The sequence below is a fragment of the Marinobacter sp. genome, from assembly GCF_041687235.1.
In the GTDB taxonomy this organism is placed as follows: Bacteria; Pseudomonadota; Gammaproteobacteria; order Pseudomonadales; family Oleiphilaceae; genus Marinobacter.
The window spans coordinates 460,993-476,313 of record NZ_JAWLCH010000001.1 but is presented as its reverse complement, the minus strand read 5'-3'; the positions used below and the strand labels follow the sequence as shown (position 1 = coordinate 476,313).

The window sequence follows — 15,321 nt, the reverse complement described above, 5'->3', positions numbered from 1 at the left end:
ATTTATCAGATATACAGGTTCTTCCGGGAGAATCGCTCTACCAGAGGTTGGTATGCGGAGCCCAGCAGGCGGTTGATTACATCGATACCCCAGGCATCCGGGCCAACCAGAATGCGGGATTCATTCCTCAGAATACCTTTTACAATCGTCTCAGCCGCCTTCTCTGGCGTGGTCATGGCCAGCTTGTCGAAGCCCTTGCGCTGGGCATCGGCGTTCTCGGACTTGCCCATGCGCGCCGCATTGGCAATGTTGGTCCGAATGCCTCCCGGATGCACACAACTCACTGCCACCGGCTGGTTCTCCAGTTTCATTTCCTGGCGCAGTGCTTCGGTGAATCCGCGAACCGCGAACTTGGCGGCGTTATAAGCGCTTTGTTTGGGCACGCCGATCAGGCCAAATACGCTGGAGACGTTCACCACGTGACCATCGCCCGAGGCAATCAGGTGGGGCAGGAAGGCCCGGGTACCATGGGCAACACCCCAGAAATCAATATCCATGACCCATTTGAAGTCCTCGTCGGTCATCTCGCGTACCGTAGCCGAAAGCGCAACGCCGGCATTGTTGATGACCAGATTGACCTGACCAAAGTCTTTCACAACTTGCTCTGCATGGGCAAAGATGGCATCGCGATCCGAGACATCCAGCCGATAGGTCTTCAGATCAGCGCCTTTCAGCGCTTCTGCGGTTTCCGCGAGGCCTGCCTCGTTGACATCCGACAGCGCCAGCCTGCAGCCCCGGTCCGCCAGGGATCTGGCGAGCGCACGACCGATACCCGAGCCGGCACCGGTAACAACGGCAACTTTGTTCTTGAGATTTTTCATGGTCACAGACCTCTTGTTGTGTGCTCTGGCAATTAAAGCAGATACTCTAACAGCTGCCTGCACGCGGGATATGGCTTTAGTGAACCAGGCCACAAGGCATTCCGGCCACTCTCTGACTCAGCACCCGGTTTCCGGTACAATCCACCACCGTCAGCCGGCGGGTAACATAGGCCGGCCCACCGTCCCCCGACCCTGTGGATTTTCTGTATGGAATGGAGTCTCACACATTTCTGGCTGATTCTGGCTCTGGTGCTGAGCCTGACGGAACTGGCCTCTGGTGTCCTGTTGCTTCTGGCCCTGGGCATTGCCGCCGCTTTGACCGCCCTGCTGGCTTTTCTGGGCGTTTCCTTTGAGTGGCAGCTCGCCGGCATGGGCATTTTCTCCGGCATCCTGGTGCCTGTCGCCATTCGCTGGATCAGGCCTCGCTTCTCACCCAGGGGCGTGGCGTATGGAACCACGGGCACGGGGGTAGAGCAGGGCCGGCGTTACCAGACCCTGAAGCGGGATTTCGATGGTGCTACCGGCATCAAGGTCAATGGTGATTTCTATCGCCTGCGAGTCGCGGATACCGGGGAAACCGATCTTCCGGAAGGAACCAGCGTCATTTTCAGACATTTCGACGGCACAACTGCCGTTGTTCAGACGATCACACACAAGGAGCAGTAAGCATGGATCCGTACATTTCACCCGGGCTGATTATCAGCCTGATCGTTGTCGTTATCGGTATTTTCATCATTGCCAAGGGCCTGGTGATTGTTCGCCAGTCGGAGGTCATGGTTATTGAGCGTCTGGGCTCTTTCAACCGCATCCTCGAGAGTGGGGTGAACATCATCATTCCCTTTATCGAGCGGCCACGGCCGATCACCATGATTCGCTACGTTCGCATGGGCGAGGATTATCACCCGGTGATGAGTGACGAGGTCCGGATTGACCGCCGGGAAACCGTCATGGACTTCCCGGGACAGCCGGTCGTGACCACGGATAACGTCACCGTGAAGATCAACGGCGCCCTGTATTACCAGATTATTGATCCCCGCCGTGCCGTTTACGAAGTCGCCAACATGAGCCAGGCGGTGGAAGTTCTTGCCAAGACGACGCTGCGTTCGGTGGTGGGCAAAATGGAACTGGACAAGCTGTTTGAATCCCGCAGCGAGGTGAATAACGCCATCCAGGCCGAGATGGAAGAAGCCGCATCCAAGTGGGGGGTTAAACTCACCCGGGTCGAGGTCCAGGACATCAGCATGCCTGAAGAAGTGGAAGAGGCCATGCGACTACAGATGGCCGCAGAGCGGAAACGTCGGGCCACGGTTACCGAAGCCGAAGGTGAAAAGTCCGCAGCCATCGCGATGGCCCAGGGCCAGCGCGAGTCTTCAATTCTGAATGCCCAGGGCGATAAGGAATCCGCCATTCTCCGGGCCCAGGGCGAGCAGGAGTCCATCCGGTTGGTACTCAGCGCCATGGGTGACTCCGAGGAGAACAAACAGACGGTTATTGGCTACCTGCTGGGCCAGAGTTACATCAAGGTCCTGCCGAATATGGCGAAGGACGGGGAACGAGTGTTCGTGCCCTATGAATCCTCAGCGCTGCTGGGTTCCATGGGCATGTTCCGTGAGCTGGCAGGCAGCCCCGAGGACGCTGTTCGGCAGCATTTGCAGCGTGATGGTCTGCGTGGCGGGCTCGTTGGCTCTGCAGGTAACAGTTAAGCCCTGACGGCTTTCACCCCAGCAAATTGTCCAGGGGTTGCTCGTAGCTGGGGGCAAACACCTTCAGGAAGTAGGCAACCTCTGGCAGTCCGTCTGCGTCCAGTCGCTGGCGGATCTGTCGGGCGGCCGGCTCGAATTCCTTGTTGCCGGCCCGGATCTCCGCCTGGCACTTCAGCCACGCCGATAACCGGTCGGCGGCCTTGATCAGTTCCCTGTCTTCTGCCGGCAACCGGGATTCGCGAACGTAGGGTGAAAAATCGTCACGCAGATCCTCCGGCAACAACGCCAGCAGTTCGGCCTCTGCCTTGTGCTCGATATCTCCGAAAGCTTCCCTCATAACGCGGGAATGGTATTTCACCGGCGTGGGCATATCACCGGTAATCACTTCCGTCGCATCGTGATAAAGCGCTGCCGCCGCAATTCGGTCGGCATTCACCTGGCCACCAAAATGCCGGTTGCGGATGATGGCAAGCGCATGGGCGAGGGTCGCCACCTCCCAGGAATGGGTCGCCACATTTTCCTCAATGGCATTTCGCATCAGCCCCCAACGTTTGATCCAGCGCAGGCGGGAGACGTAGGCGAAAAAATGGCTGGCAACGTTACCCATCACACACACCTGTTTTGCATAAGTTCATAATGTTTTGCTTCAGATGCACAAAATGCCCGTGCTATTCTGAACGCGTATTCAATTGTTACATACCGGGGAACAACGTGCCCTCTCAAGCGCACATTCGAAACTTACTGGCCGCGCTTCTGGTTTATATTATGCTGGCAGCGGCCCCGGTTTTTGCAAATGAAACCGAAATTACCGTGGGTGTCTATCACTTCCCACCCATCGCGAGCATCGGGGCCGATGGCAAAGCAGAAGGCCTCCTTGGGGATCTGTTGCGGGAAATTGAGCAGACTCATCCCGGGGTTTCCTTCCGCGTTTTTCATACCTCACCCAAACGCCGCTACCTGGATTTCGATGCCGGCCTCTACGACGTCATCTTCTTCGAGAGTTCGGACTGGGGCTGGGCAGACAAGGAAGTGGACATCACCCGGCCCATCCTGGCGGATGAAGAACTCTACGTTGCCCTCCGGAAGCCGGGGCGGGATTCCTCGTTCTTCGATGACCTGAAAAACCGCTCCATCGTCGCGATATCCGGGTACCACTACGGTTTCACAGGTTACGAAACCGACAATTCCGTGCTGGAGCGGACATTCGACATCGAGTTTTCGGACAGCCACACTCGCAACATAAAGCTGATCAAGGCAGACCGGCCGTCGGTCGCTGAAGTCGCCATCGTCAGCTATTCGTACCTCCAGAGGCATCTGCACAGGCATCCGGAGGACTGGGATAAGCTGTTGATCTCCGATGAACCGGATCAGCGCTATCAGCTCAGTATCGTCGCCCGACAAGGCGGAGCCGCAAGCGCCAGCGAGATGCTGAGCTTACTGGCACCACTGGTGGAAAACGGCCAATACCGGCGCCTTGTTGAAGAATGGGGGCTGACGTTGCCTGCCGGCTTTCTGACCGGTTTCGAGGCGCCCTGAGTTCAGCGAACATCCAGATTGAACGCAACGATCACATTGCCTTCGCTACCTACATCGGCATTGCGGGCCGGATCAAGCAGGAAGAGCTGGTCAGCCGGGACTTCATGGGTTTGCCGCAGCACATTGCGAAGGGTCACACCCCGCGAGGATGCCAGCTTGCTCAGGGCCTCCGACGCCAGTGAGCGCTCACCGGCAAGATATTCTTCCCGGGCCGCCTGCCAGGCCTCCTCTGACAGCTCCTGCTGACCGCCGGCGGTCAGCTCGTCACGTAGCAGGGCCAGACCATCAGCCTGAGGATCCACGTTACCCCGGATATTCAGCAGCAGGTTGGGACGTTCCAGCAGCGCGTCCGCCAGGGCCGCCAACTTCTCCGCCTCGCCGTCAGCAAGCTCAATACTGCCCGGGACGAAGCTCACTTTGCCGAGCTCCTCGCCGCTCAGACCAGCCAGTTCCGCAATCGAGCCCAGCATACTGAACGGGGACGCCGCCGCTTTCGCCAGAAGGTTCACAAACGCCCGCATTACCACCTTGCCGACACTGAAGTCCGGATCGGAAAGATCACCGCTGATAGGCAGGTCCACTTCAATCACGCCCTTTCGGTCCCGCAGCAGGGCAAGACCCAGCTTGATCGGCGCGCTGACAGCCAGTTCGCTGGGCACCGAGGAGCCCAGCTCAAGGCGATCCATTACCACCACATTGGAGGCGTCGATTCTGGTGCCGGCAATTTCGTAGTCGAGATTCAGGTTGAGCTTGCCACTGTCCACACCGTAGCCCAGATAACGGCCAAAATAGGGCGAGAGCGCGGGCAGGGAGAGATCCTTCATCGTCAGCCGCAGATCGCTGACATCTTCAGTGCCGAGCGTACCAATGGTGCCTTCAAAATCCATATCCGCGACGCCACCCACACGCCCCCGGATGGACACCTTGCCCTCTTGCGGCGAAATGTTACTGAGCCCCGTAACGCTGCCGTTCAGCTCATCGAACGAAGTCGTGAAGGCCGGCTCAAGGGTCCGGTCCGTGTAGGCCAGTTCGCCATTTTCAAGCATCAACTGGCCGATCCGGAAAATGAACTGCGGTTCGGAATCCTCCGCTTCGCTGGCATCGGAAGCCGGTTCCCTCTGGTCACCTGAGTCAGAGTTTCTGGCGATCCGTTCTACGTTATGAATATTGTCCTGACTGCGGACGAGATTTATCACCGGCTGCGACAGGGTCACCGTACCGATTTCAAGGCGGGCAGGGTGGACGTTGTATTCGATGGGCGCCAGCCGCAAGGTTTGCCAGGACACCAGCGGGTCGGAGCTGCCCGGCAATTGCAGGTCCAGTCCAGCAACCTCCGCGGTACCACTGAACGTACCGGTAAGAGGGTCCTGCTGACCATCAAGATCAAGATTGCCATCCACCCCCAGGGTACCGTTGGCGATCGCAAGATTGGCGCCTTCCTGAAGGTAGGGCTCGAACGCTGCCAGAGCAACACCGCTGCCGGAAATGGCGGCCTCCAGCGTAAAAGGCGCGGGCGTGACCTGGCCATTAACCGACAACTGCCCACCGCTGGCCAGGGCCCCCTGGATCTTGTAGTTCACCGGCTCCTCTAGCTCATCGCTGATTCGCCCGGTTGTAACCGAGAGCTGCGCCAGATCGATTTCAGCCGCGGTTTCAGGCTGGTTGTCCTGCCAGAGGATCCGACCCCCGGAAAGGCTCACACCCGCCACCGACCAACGGAACGGCTGCGCACCGGAGGCAGGCTCGTTGCTGCCGCCAGGGGCATCCTCACTGGAAGCCAGTGGTGCCAGCCAGTCAAGCTCGCCGGTCGCGCTTCGCGCCACCGTCAGATCCAGGCCTTCGAGGGATACCTCGCCAACACGGACTTCCCGCCGAAGCAGGTCAAAGCCTATGGCATCCACAGCCAGCATGCCATTGCTCAGGCTGACCTGTTCACTTTCTTTATCCAGGGCGACGGCAAGGTTCTCAAGATTCAACTTGCCATTGGTCGTTTCCAGGTAGAGAGGCTCACCGGCCTGGATATCGTAGTCTGAACGCAGGGTAACGCTGCCACCACGCAGATCGTAGGGGAAAAACGGCTTCAGGAAGTGGGCCAGGGTCTCATGGTCTACCGATGACACCCGGAAGGACCCGTTGGAGTAGAAAGGAGCGACACTCAGGTCACCCTGCCATTCGATGGTCTGGCTACCCAGGGCCGCCAGCAGCGAATAGTCGCTGTCCTGTCCCTCACGGCGCCAGGTTGCGAGGTCATTCAGCGTCAGATCCAGCGGTGTGATCCGGAACTCGGCCATGTCCTGTTGGGTAAAGTCCCGAAACAGCATTTCGCCGCCGTTGAGCTCAATCTGCCCGAAATAGAGCCTCGGAGGCCCGGACGAGTCACTGGTTTGTTGTGTTTCCTGCTCTGACTGGGCCGGCTCCGGGTTCGCCCTCTGCCAGTCCTGCGCATAATTGACGCTGTAATCCTCCAGCAGGTCCACCCGGATATAAGGCTCGTCCAGCCGAATCGCCTCAAAGCCGGCAATGCCACGAACCAGCTGGAAAAAATTCATATCCACGAAAAATCTGTCGAAACCGACCACCGGTTCGCCGTCGACGTCTGTCGCCGAGAGGTCCAGCGCCTCGACAGTCAGTGTGAAGGGATTGGTTCGGATATCGCCGATTTCAGCCTGCCAGCCCATGCGCTGATCCAACTGCTCCGGCACCAGCCGCTCCAGCCACCAGGGAAGAAGCAGGAACCCTGCCAGGGTGTACAGAATCAGAAGTGCCAGAAATCCGATCAACAGATTCCTGGGCATATGACTGCGTTTACGGCTCTGGGCCACGGACATCTCCTTATAAACGGCGGATTCCCGGGGCAATCTTGCCCACCTGCCTGTTCACAAGGATAGTCGGCCTGGTGCCGGTTTGTCAGCTTCAGCTGTGTCGGTTATGGCCTGGTAACACCAGTTCCGGTCCTGGGGCCATGTTCCTGAAATGGCCGATTTCATTGAGATCTCTCGGTACCATGGCTGCCAGTACCAGCTTACGGGTTGAATTACCCGTTACCGGGTACGTGGACTGACCAGCGCGCCAGGTAACCGGCATTGCCGACGTGCCGATCCGCTGATCAATCTGCCGCAGCCGCTTGTACATGAAGGCGTGCTGACTATCCTCGGGATCCGGTACCAGGGCGAAGAAGGCGCTGGCCGAATACCGGGCCAGAAACGTCTGGTCGGACATCTGATCCCGAAGCGCCGCGCTGATTTCCCTGATCACCGCATTCAACGATTCATCGCCCATGCCGGTAGAAAGCTCGCGAAAATTCGCGATATCCAGGTAAATCAGGGCAAACGGGTTACCGCCTGCATTGTCCCGGGCAAGGATATCGAGCAACCGTTGTTCCAGAGCTGAACGGTTCGGCAGCCCCGTGACAGCATCGGTGAACGCGAGCTCCGCCACACGCTTGTCCTCTTCCTCCTTGAATGAAGCAAGCTCTCGCTGATGTTTGACGTCCACGACGGTCACAACCAACGCAACAGCAAGCAGGGCAATACAGAAAACGGCAAGGGGAATGCCCATCCACTCGCCTCGCAAACCGTTGTCTGCAGCAGGCACGGCTCCTTCGGGGAAGATCATCGCCATCATGCCGGTATAGTGCATGCCACAGATCGCCCCGGCCATCACGAGGGCCGCGACGAATTGAATAGCCAGGGATCCGGGTCCGTTCATATGCTGCAGTTTGCGGCACAGGGCAAGTGCGGCTCCGGATGCGACCACGGCAATCGCGACTGAACCGATCAGAAACCCGATATTGAATGTCGGTGGCGCGGACATGCGCATGGCGTACATGCCAAGGTAGTGCATAACCACAATACCACCTGCCATCGAGAGCGTAGCCCCGCCAAACAACAGCATACCCAACCGATTGCGACCAATGATGTGCAGTGCAACGCCAGAGGCAAGGACCGCCGCAAACCAGGATATGGCTGTCATGAGGACATCAAACGTCATTGCAACGTCCATGGGCATCGCCCGCATACCCACAAAATGCATGGTCCAGACACCGGTCCCCATCAAAAGAGCGCCGGAAGCCAGCCAACGACGCCGCGCACCACCATTGGCATTCGCCAACCTGGCACCGAAATATAACGCCGCATAGGCCGCCAGCACAGCGACCAGAAAGGAAGAAATTACCAGGGGCAGATCGTACTCTGACATCATTCTACTCGAGCCTTTTATCGGTGAGAGTGCGCGCAGACCAGCTCTGCCGGTCACAGACGGCTGGCCTCCGGAAGCGTCCGAATAAATACGAGCTGAACGTGAACCGGGTCTCACTCTATTGTTGGATTTATGTAAACGGGTTGGACATAAGCAGCGCTGACACCCGGGTCTGAACCCGATATGCTTCGCAGTCGTAGTTATCCCGTGTCAGTTACACGTGAGCGAGAGGATGGTTTATGGACATTGGCGACATGCGCCGTGATTTCGAGAGTGAAGGTCTGGATCGAGACGCACTGGACAGCAGTCCGGTGAGGCAGTTCCAGATCTGGTTTGAAGATGCCCGGGAGGCAGGCATTCTCGAACCCAACGCCATGTCGCTTGCAACAACGGGGCAGGATGGCATGCCGGACCTGCGCACGGTGCTGTTGAAGTACTTCGACGAGCACGGCTTCGTGTTTTACACCAATTACGGCAGCCGAAAGGCCCGGGAAATGGATGAAAACCCGCAGGCGGCCCTTCTGTTTCCCTGGATCGGACTCAATCGACAGGTCCGGATTCAGGGCGCTGTTGAGAAAGTGAGCAAGTCGGAGTCACTGCGCTACTTTGCCTCTCGGCCGAGGGGTAGCCAGATCGGTGCCTGGGTCTCCGAGCAGAGCAAAGCCATTACATCCCGGGGATTGCTTGAGCAGAAGGTGGCTGAGATCAAGCGCAAATTCAGTGATGGTGAGGTGCCCCTGCCCAGTTTCTGGGGTGGCTACCGGGTGGTCCCCGAGCGCATTGAATTCTGGCAGGGCCGTCCGAGCCGGCTTCACGACCGCTTCGAATATGTAAGGGAAGGCGATGGCTGGCTCATCCAACGACTCCAGCCCTGATGCCCGCCCATCGGTCTGGCTTTGCCACCAGACGGATGGGCCCGGGATCGTCCTCCCGGACTGGCTGACAGACTATGAACGTCAGACGGTGAGCAAATTCAGTGGCCCCCGTGAACGGGAGTACCTGTCCAGTCGCTGGCTGATTCGCCAGGCCATCGGCAAATCGGCCTTGGTTCCACCAGACATTTGCTACCCAGTGGCAGGCCGCCCCAATGCATCCGGCATGCCCGAAGGCTGGCGGCTGTCCCTCAGCCACAGCCAGGGTCTGTCGGCCTGCGCCACTCGCGCAAACTCACCTGTTGGGCTGGATCTCGAGCCCTGTCAGCGCCACCCGCAATGGCAGAAAGTGGCGAAGCGCTGGTTCTCCCCCGTCGAACAGGAATGGCTGTTCCGGGAGGACGACTCCAACACGTTCCTCAAAGTCTGGACCCTCAAAGAAGCCTGGCTGAAAGCAACCGGTCGGGGCATAGCCGGCAACCTGCAGACACTGGAGGTACGGAAGAATTTCGAGATCTACGGCGACCAGCCGGAACGAGACTGGCAGGCCACCTGCTGCTACATTGAAGGGTATCTGGTGACGGTGGTCTTTCGGGGAAACCGGCCAGCCTGGCCCGACATTACATTACTCGAGCCGCCTCCACTGGATTTTTCCCTGGTGGACGCCGAGCCTCTGGAGGCCTCCTGGGAACCGCTTTTTCAACGCACTATCCGTCCAAAGAACCCGTAGTTCAAACCGGACAGAAATAACAGAGGCCGATGCATGGATAACCCTGAACGCTGCCCCTGGTGTGGCGACGATCCACTTTACGTGCACTATCACGATACCGTTTGGGGCCGCCCCGAATACAACAGCCTCGCGCTGTTCGAAAAGCTCTGTCTGGACGGCCAGCAGGCCGGTCTGAGCTGGATAACCATACTGCGAAAACAGGAGAGCTACCGGGCCGCCTACGACCACTTCGATCCGGAAAAGATCGTGCATTACGATGATGCCCGGATCGAGCAACTGCTTGCCGACCCGGGCATCATCCGCAACCGCCTGAAGGTACAGTCCATCATCAAGAACGCGCGGGGCTATCTGGAATTGCGGGAGAAGGGCATTGGTTTCAGCGACTTTCTCTGGTCCTTTGTCGAAAACCAGCCAATTCAGAACCGCTGGCGCTCCTTATCCGAGGTTCCCACCGCCACGGCGGAATCCGAGGCCATGTCAAAAGCCCTGAAGCGCTCGGGCTTTACCTTTGTAGGCCCGACCATCGTCTACGCCTTTATGCAGGCGACCGGTATGGTGAACGATCACCTTGTGCAATGCCCGCAACACCGGGAATGCTATTTACTGGACCAATGATCTCAATAGACGCAGAGGTCGTAAGTTCTGGAGTGTTTCAAACCCCGGAGCTCCACTGTGCGAATCACCCTCGACCAACTCAGAAGCCTGCAGAGTCCTGTCATTGATCTGCTTGAAATTCTGTCCCTTGAAGGCCAACACTACATGGCCCGTCTGAGCATGGACGGTCAACCGCTTCTGCTATCTGAAAAAAACGGCACCACCAGCCTGTTTCGGAGTGCCTGGCAGATTCAGGACACCCTTGCCTCTTTCAACATCCGGGAAACCCAGATTGTGCACCCCTCGGCCTATCATGAAATGGTCGGCATGGAACCCGCAGAGATAGAACCGATGCGAATCAGGGTGCAGAGGCAAAAAACGTGATTGCAGTAGCAAGACTCGCCATCCTCGTTGGCATCGCCGGGCTGATCCCTTTTATCGGCATCCTGGCAGGGCTATTTTTCATGCCCCCATACAGCATTGCCCTGCTCGGGTACTTCTATCTGTACAGCGCCGGCATACTGGCATTCATGGCCGGGGTTTACTGGCCCATTGCCATGCAACTGGACAACTGCTGCTACCCGTTGTCGCCCCTGGTCACCATGCTGCTCAGCCAGGTATTTTTTGTCGCTGCCGGTATTGGTCTCCTGCTGCCCGTAACCGGACAGATCCTGCTCTATACCAGCGCCTATCTGGCCCTTTACCTGGTAGATGCGCGTTGGATGAGGGTGTACTGGCCGGCCTGGTATTTGCGGCTTCGACTTCTTCTTACCTCGGTGGTACTGGTCTGCCAACTGACGGCCGCCACATGGTTTTTCCTTCTGCACGCGGCTCACTGATACTTTCCGGGAGTGTGCGGCGGAGCCTGGTCGCTGGTCAGGCTCCGAACGCATCTTCGGGGGTTTCAAAGCGGCTCTGCAACTTCCTCAATGCCGTTTTCTCGATTTGCCGCACCCGTTCACGACTGATACCGAGATCGTCGGAAATAACCTGCAAAGTCTCTGGTTCTGGTAAACCAAGTCCATAACGACGCGACAGAATATACTTCTCTCGATCACTGAGTTCGCTGAGCATCGACCTCAGGGTCCGCCGGCGATCCCTGTCCGACATCGGGTGGTCCGGCGCCATCTGATCGCCTGCATCAAGGCTGTCGCCAAGTGTGACTGAACCATCTTCCACCAGCGGTACATCGGTGGACAGTTCTCTGCTCGCCAGTGCCCTGAGTTCGCCAATCCTGGAAGGGCTCGCCTCCATCTCGCGGGCGAGCTCGGACTGCGAGGGCGTGCGACCGAGACTCTGATGCATCCTCAGGGACACCTTGTGCAGCTGACGGATCTCGTCCACCACATTCTCCGGCGTGTGAACCAGACGTGTCCCGCGCTGAAGACAGCGCTTCACTTCCTCGCTGATCCACCAGTAGGCATAAGTTGAAAACCGGAAACCCTTGGTGGGATCGAAACGCTCTACAGCCTTGATCAAGCCGACGTTGGCATCCTGAATCAGGTCCGACATGGGAATACCGTGCTGGCCGTAACGACGGGCAATGTGCACCGCCAGCCGCAGGTTGCTCTGGATCAGCTTGCGACGACAGGCGGTGGCCAGATGGAAAGCCCGGCGACATCGAGAGGAAAACGCACAAGCGTCTCCAAGGCTGCCAATCACTTCCCGGAATGTCTGCGGAGTCTCCTCCGGCAATGCCAGTTCGGTACTGATGATTCGGTAGCAACGCGTGAGTTTGCGGGAGAGGCGGCGTTCGGCCTCATCTGTCAGCAGTTCATACCGGGACGCATCCCTGAAGTACAGCCCGACCAGGGAATCCCTTTCACCATCGTTGGGCGTTGTCGGAGACGGTCCCAGCCTTTCGGTCGTTTGCATGGCTAAGGTACCGGTCAGAATTTACATGAAATAGTACGACGTGCTGAAGCTGATGGATTTACCGGGGGAGGGTCCGTAAAAACCCACAGGCGACACGAGCGGTCGGCCTGTGGGCATTACTTGCGAGGCTGCAGCGACTCAGGCTGCGACAATGGCGTACTCGTGATTGTGGGGCTCGATCAGAACGCCGTGCAGAGCAACGATCGCCTTCTCGTAGTCGTCTTCGTCCACCACAAACTGGATATCTACCTGGCGCATGCACTGGTGCAGGGCCAGAACGCTGATCTCTTCATCGGCCAACGCCTTTACGGAGCGAGCCAGAATGCCCGGCACCTTCATATCGCTGCCGATGGCGGACACCACTGCCACCTTCCGGGTATTGATCTCGGCGTTGGGGAACTCTTCCTTCAGTGCCTTGACCACCCGCTTGACGTGCTTCAGTGTACTGCCCACATAATGAGTGATGGTATTGGCGTTGGTGTCCTTCGACATGAAGCGCACCTTGAAACGGCTCAGAACGTCCAGAATGCGACGGTCGGATCCCGGCTCGCCCTGCATGTCCTGATCGAACACTTCAACGGCAAAGACACCCTTGGCACCGGCAATGATCTCCACCTGAGGCTTCTCACTGACATAGTCTCCGGTGATCAGGGTCCCCGTATGTTCCGGCTCGAAGGTGTTCATCACCCGCAATGGGATTTCGTTCTGGCGCAGGCCCTTACCGGCACGGGGATGGATCGCCTCCATACCGAGGTTGGCCAACTGGTCCGCCACGTCGTAATTGGTGCGCCCCAGGGGTACCACCTTGTCGGCACCCACGATGTTGGGATCTGCAGAGCTCAGGTGGTATTCCTTGTGGATAATCGCTTCCCGAGCCTCGGTGATCACCGCTACCCGGCTGAAGGTCATCTCGCTGTAGCCCCGGTCGAAGGTGCGCATCAGGCCTTCCTTGCACTGGGCGTACCCCGTCACGATGGGCAATTCCCGGCTCAGATCCACCGCATCAAAGGCCTGCTTGAGCTTTTCGTCCAGCGGTAGCAGTTCGTTATCACGCCAGCCGGTCAGATCCACAAAGCGGGCATTGATGCCTTCCTGCTGAAGCTTCAGGGCGGTGTTGAAGGCGCTGTGGGCCTCACCGATACCGGCCAGCATTTCACGTACGGTCAACAGATGTTCTTCCAGCTGGAACTGGCCATAGGAACACAGCCGCTGCAGATCGATCAGGCAGCCCCGCACGCCTTCAACACGGTCGGTAATGAACTGGTCCGCCTGCTGCTTGAGCATCGGATCTTCGAACAGTTCACCGTTGATGTCGGTCAGGAACTTGACCAACTTGGTGAGATCATCACCCCAGGCCCAGTCCGACTCGGCGTCTGCGAACAGGGCATACACGCCCGGCTCACCGGTCTTCTTGTGCTCCAGCAGTTCGTTGGTCACTCCGCCATAGGCGGACACCACGTAAATACGCTGGTAAAGGTCGTCCTTGCTGCGATTTCCGATAATGATGTTATCGCGGACGGCCTCGTAGTTACTCATCGACGTACCGCCGATTTTTTCAACGGTATGTTGTTGGCTGGTCATAGTTTTGCCTTTGCTATCCTGCAGCATGAATGTCCGGAGGTGCGGGCGTCTTACGACGCCTCGCTGAGCCCTTCCTGCATGATTTCGTCCACACTTTTCGCCAGCAGGGCAGCCCCTTTCTTCAGGTCTTCCTCACTGGTCGTCAGCGGCATCAGGCACTTGATAACTTCATCGTTCGGACCACTGGTCTCGATGATCAGGCCGTGCTCGAACGCACGTTTGGTAATCGGGCCTGTGATATCCGCGTGGGTTGCTTCAATACCACGCATCAAACCGCGCCCCTTCATTTTGAACTGACCGGGGTACTTGTCGCAAATCGCCTGCAGGGCATCGCCCAACACCCTGGTCTTGGCCTTCACTTCGTTGGCAAACGCGTCGTCTTTCCAGTAGGTCTCCACCGCGGTGCGCGCGGTGATAAACGCCATGTTATTACCACGGAAGGTACCGTTGTGCTCGCCCGGATCCCACACATCCAGTTCCGGCTTGAACAGCACCAGCGCCATCGGCAGACCATAACCGCTGAGGGACTTGGAAACGGTCACGATATCGGGTTTGATACCGGCGAATTCAAAGCTGAAGAACTCGCCGGTGCGGCCATTACCCGCCTGGATATCATCCAGAATCAGCAGGATGTCGTGCTTCTTGCACAGCTCGGACAGTCCTTTCAGCCATTCCGCACGGCAGGCGTTCAGGCCACCTTCGCCCTGAACCGCTTCCACAATCACCGCCGCCGGCAACTCAAAGCCGGAAGAGCCGTCACTGAGCAGTTTGTCCATGATTGCCAGAGTGTCGACATCATCGCCCAGGTAGCCGTCGTAGAACATGAAATCGACGTTACCCAACGGCGTGCCAACACCGCCCCGGTGGTGCTTGTTACCGGTGGTGGCAACGGCACCCATGGTGACGCCGTGGAAACCGTTGGTGAACGAGATAATGCCACTGCGGCCTTTCACCTTGCGGGCCAGCTTCAGGGCCGCTTCTACACAGTTGGTGCCGGTGGGGCCGGTGAACTGCATTTTGTAGTCCAGGCCACGGGGATCCAGAATGTGCTTCTTGTAGGCTTCGATGAAATCGTGCTTGGCCGTGGTAAACATGTCCAGGCCCTGGCTTACGCCATCGGCTTCAATATACTCAATCAGTGCTTTTTTCAGGATGTCGTTGTTGTGGCCGTAGTTCAGGGACCCGGCGCCAGCGAGAAAATCCAGGTATTCCTTGCCATCTTCAGTGTAGAGGTGCGCGTTCTTGGCGCGGTTGAAGATAACCGGAAACGCACGGCTGTATACACGTACTTCGGATTCGGTCGACTTGAAAATTTCCATCGTCTTGCCTCTTAGCATGTCAGGTTCGAGGTAGATGCGCGGTGGCTTATCAAAAAATGCGGGTGCGGTCGCGATAGGCCTACCGTGCGTTGA

At 58.0% G+C, this 15,321-nt stretch carries 15 protein-coding genes; 8 read left to right on the top strand and 7 right to left on the bottom strand.

What is annotated here, in order from left to right:
* Nucleotides 1-5: 5 nt before the first annotated feature.
* Nucleotides 6-821, bottom strand: a complete 816-nt coding sequence (locus ACESMK_RS02030; RefSeq protein WP_372994755.1) for an SDR family NAD(P)-dependent oxidoreductase — start codon at nt 819-821, stop codon at nt 6-8.
* A 207-nt stretch (nt 822-1,028) separates the two neighbouring features.
* Between ACESMK_RS02030 and ACESMK_RS02025 the strand changes: the two genes are divergently transcribed.
* Nucleotides 1,029-1,487: an NfeD family protein gene (locus ACESMK_RS02025; protein ID WP_372994753.1), complete on the top strand. Its 459-nt coding sequence runs from the start codon at nt 1,029-1,031 to the stop codon at nt 1,485-1,487.
* Between the two features lie 2 nt (nt 1,488-1,489).
* Nucleotides 1,490-2,524 carry an SPFH domain-containing protein gene (locus ACESMK_RS02020; RefSeq protein WP_372994751.1) on the top strand — a complete coding sequence of 345 codons (1,035 nt, stop codon included), beginning with the start codon at nt 1,490-1,492 and terminating at the stop codon, nt 2,522-2,524.
* A gap of 13 nt (nt 2,525-2,537) precedes the next feature.
* Here the strand turns inward: ACESMK_RS02020 and yfbR are convergent, their stop codons facing one another.
* Complete coding sequence (yfbR, locus tag ACESMK_RS02015) at nt 2,538-3,131, bottom strand: 5'-deoxynucleotidase (RefSeq protein ID WP_372994749.1); 594 nt, start codon at nt 3,129-3,131, stop codon at nt 2,538-2,540.
* 104 nt (nt 3,132-3,235) lie between these two features.
* On the opposite strand from yfbR, the gene ACESMK_RS02010 reads away from it, so the two are divergent.
* Nucleotides 3,236-4,060, top strand: coding sequence for a substrate-binding periplasmic protein (locus ACESMK_RS02010; protein ID WP_372994747.1), 825 nt, complete (start codon nt 3,236-3,238; stop codon nt 4,058-4,060).
* A 2-nt stretch (nt 4,061-4,062) separates the two neighbouring features.
* On the opposite strand, the gene ACESMK_RS02005 is transcribed toward ACESMK_RS02010, so the two are convergent.
* Together ACESMK_RS02005 and ACESMK_RS02000 are read right to left on the bottom strand one after the other, a co-directional pair.
* Complete coding sequence (locus ACESMK_RS02005) at nt 4,063-6,888, bottom strand: DUF748 domain-containing protein (protein WP_372995427.1); 2,826 nt, start codon at nt 6,886-6,888, stop codon at nt 4,063-4,065.
* Between the two features lie 85 nt (nt 6,889-6,973).
* Entirely contained in the window at nt 6,974-8,260 is a 1,287-nt protein-coding gene (locus tag ACESMK_RS02000) for an MHYT domain-containing protein (RefSeq protein ID WP_372994745.1), read from the bottom strand.
* Between the two features lie 236 nt (nt 8,261-8,496).
* Here ACESMK_RS02000 and pdxH point away from each other — a divergent pair, with 236 nt between their 5' ends.
* The 5 genes from pdxH to ACESMK_RS01975 are packed head-to-tail and all read left to right on the top strand — an operon-like array spanning nt 8,497 to nt 11,292.
* Nucleotides 8,497-9,132, top strand: a complete 636-nt coding sequence (gene pdxH, locus ACESMK_RS01995) for a pyridoxamine 5'-phosphate oxidase (protein WP_372994743.1) — start codon at nt 8,497-8,499, stop codon at nt 9,130-9,132.
* Nucleotides 9,101-9,859: a 4'-phosphopantetheinyl transferase family protein gene (locus tag ACESMK_RS01990; protein WP_372994741.1), complete on the top strand. Its 759-nt coding sequence runs from the start codon at nt 9,101-9,103 to the stop codon at nt 9,857-9,859. The genes pdxH and ACESMK_RS01990 overlap by 32 nt, the downstream gene beginning before the upstream one ends.
* A 33-nt stretch (nt 9,860-9,892) precedes the next feature.
* Complete coding sequence (locus ACESMK_RS01985) at nt 9,893-10,474, top strand: DNA-3-methyladenine glycosylase I (RefSeq protein WP_372994739.1); 582 nt, start codon at nt 9,893-9,895, stop codon at nt 10,472-10,474.
* A gap of 57 nt (nt 10,475-10,531) precedes the next feature.
* Nucleotides 10,532-10,837, top strand: a complete 306-nt coding sequence (locus ACESMK_RS01980) for a DUF6482 family protein (protein ID WP_372994737.1) — start codon at nt 10,532-10,534, stop codon at nt 10,835-10,837.
* Entirely contained in the window at nt 10,834-11,292 is a 459-nt protein-coding gene (locus ACESMK_RS01975) for a DUF3429 domain-containing protein (protein WP_372994735.1), read from the top strand. The genes ACESMK_RS01980 and ACESMK_RS01975 overlap by 4 nt, the downstream gene beginning before the upstream one ends.
* Nucleotides 11,293-11,329: 37 nt before the next feature.
* On the opposite strand, the gene ACESMK_RS01970 is transcribed toward ACESMK_RS01975, so the two are convergent.
* The 3 genes from ACESMK_RS01970 to ectB all read right to left on the bottom strand — a co-directional run bounded on the left by ACESMK_RS01970 (nt 11,330) and on the right by ectB (nt 15,228).
* Nucleotides 11,330-12,328, bottom strand: a complete 999-nt coding sequence (locus ACESMK_RS01970; RefSeq protein ID WP_372994733.1) for an RNA polymerase sigma factor RpoD/SigA — start codon at nt 12,326-12,328, stop codon at nt 11,330-11,332.
* A gap of 138 nt (nt 12,329-12,466) precedes the next feature.
* On the bottom strand, nt 12,467-13,909 hold the full coding sequence (locus tag ACESMK_RS01965) for an aspartate kinase (protein ID WP_372994731.1): 1,443 nt from the start codon (nt 13,907-13,909) through the stop codon (nt 12,467-12,469).
* A 50-nt stretch (nt 13,910-13,959) separates the two neighbouring features.
* On the bottom strand, nt 13,960-15,228 hold the full coding sequence (ectB, locus tag ACESMK_RS01960) for a diaminobutyrate--2-oxoglutarate transaminase (RefSeq protein ID WP_372994729.1): 1,269 nt from the start codon (nt 15,226-15,228) through the stop codon (nt 13,960-13,962).
* Between the last annotated feature and the right edge of the window lie 93 nt (nt 15,229-15,321).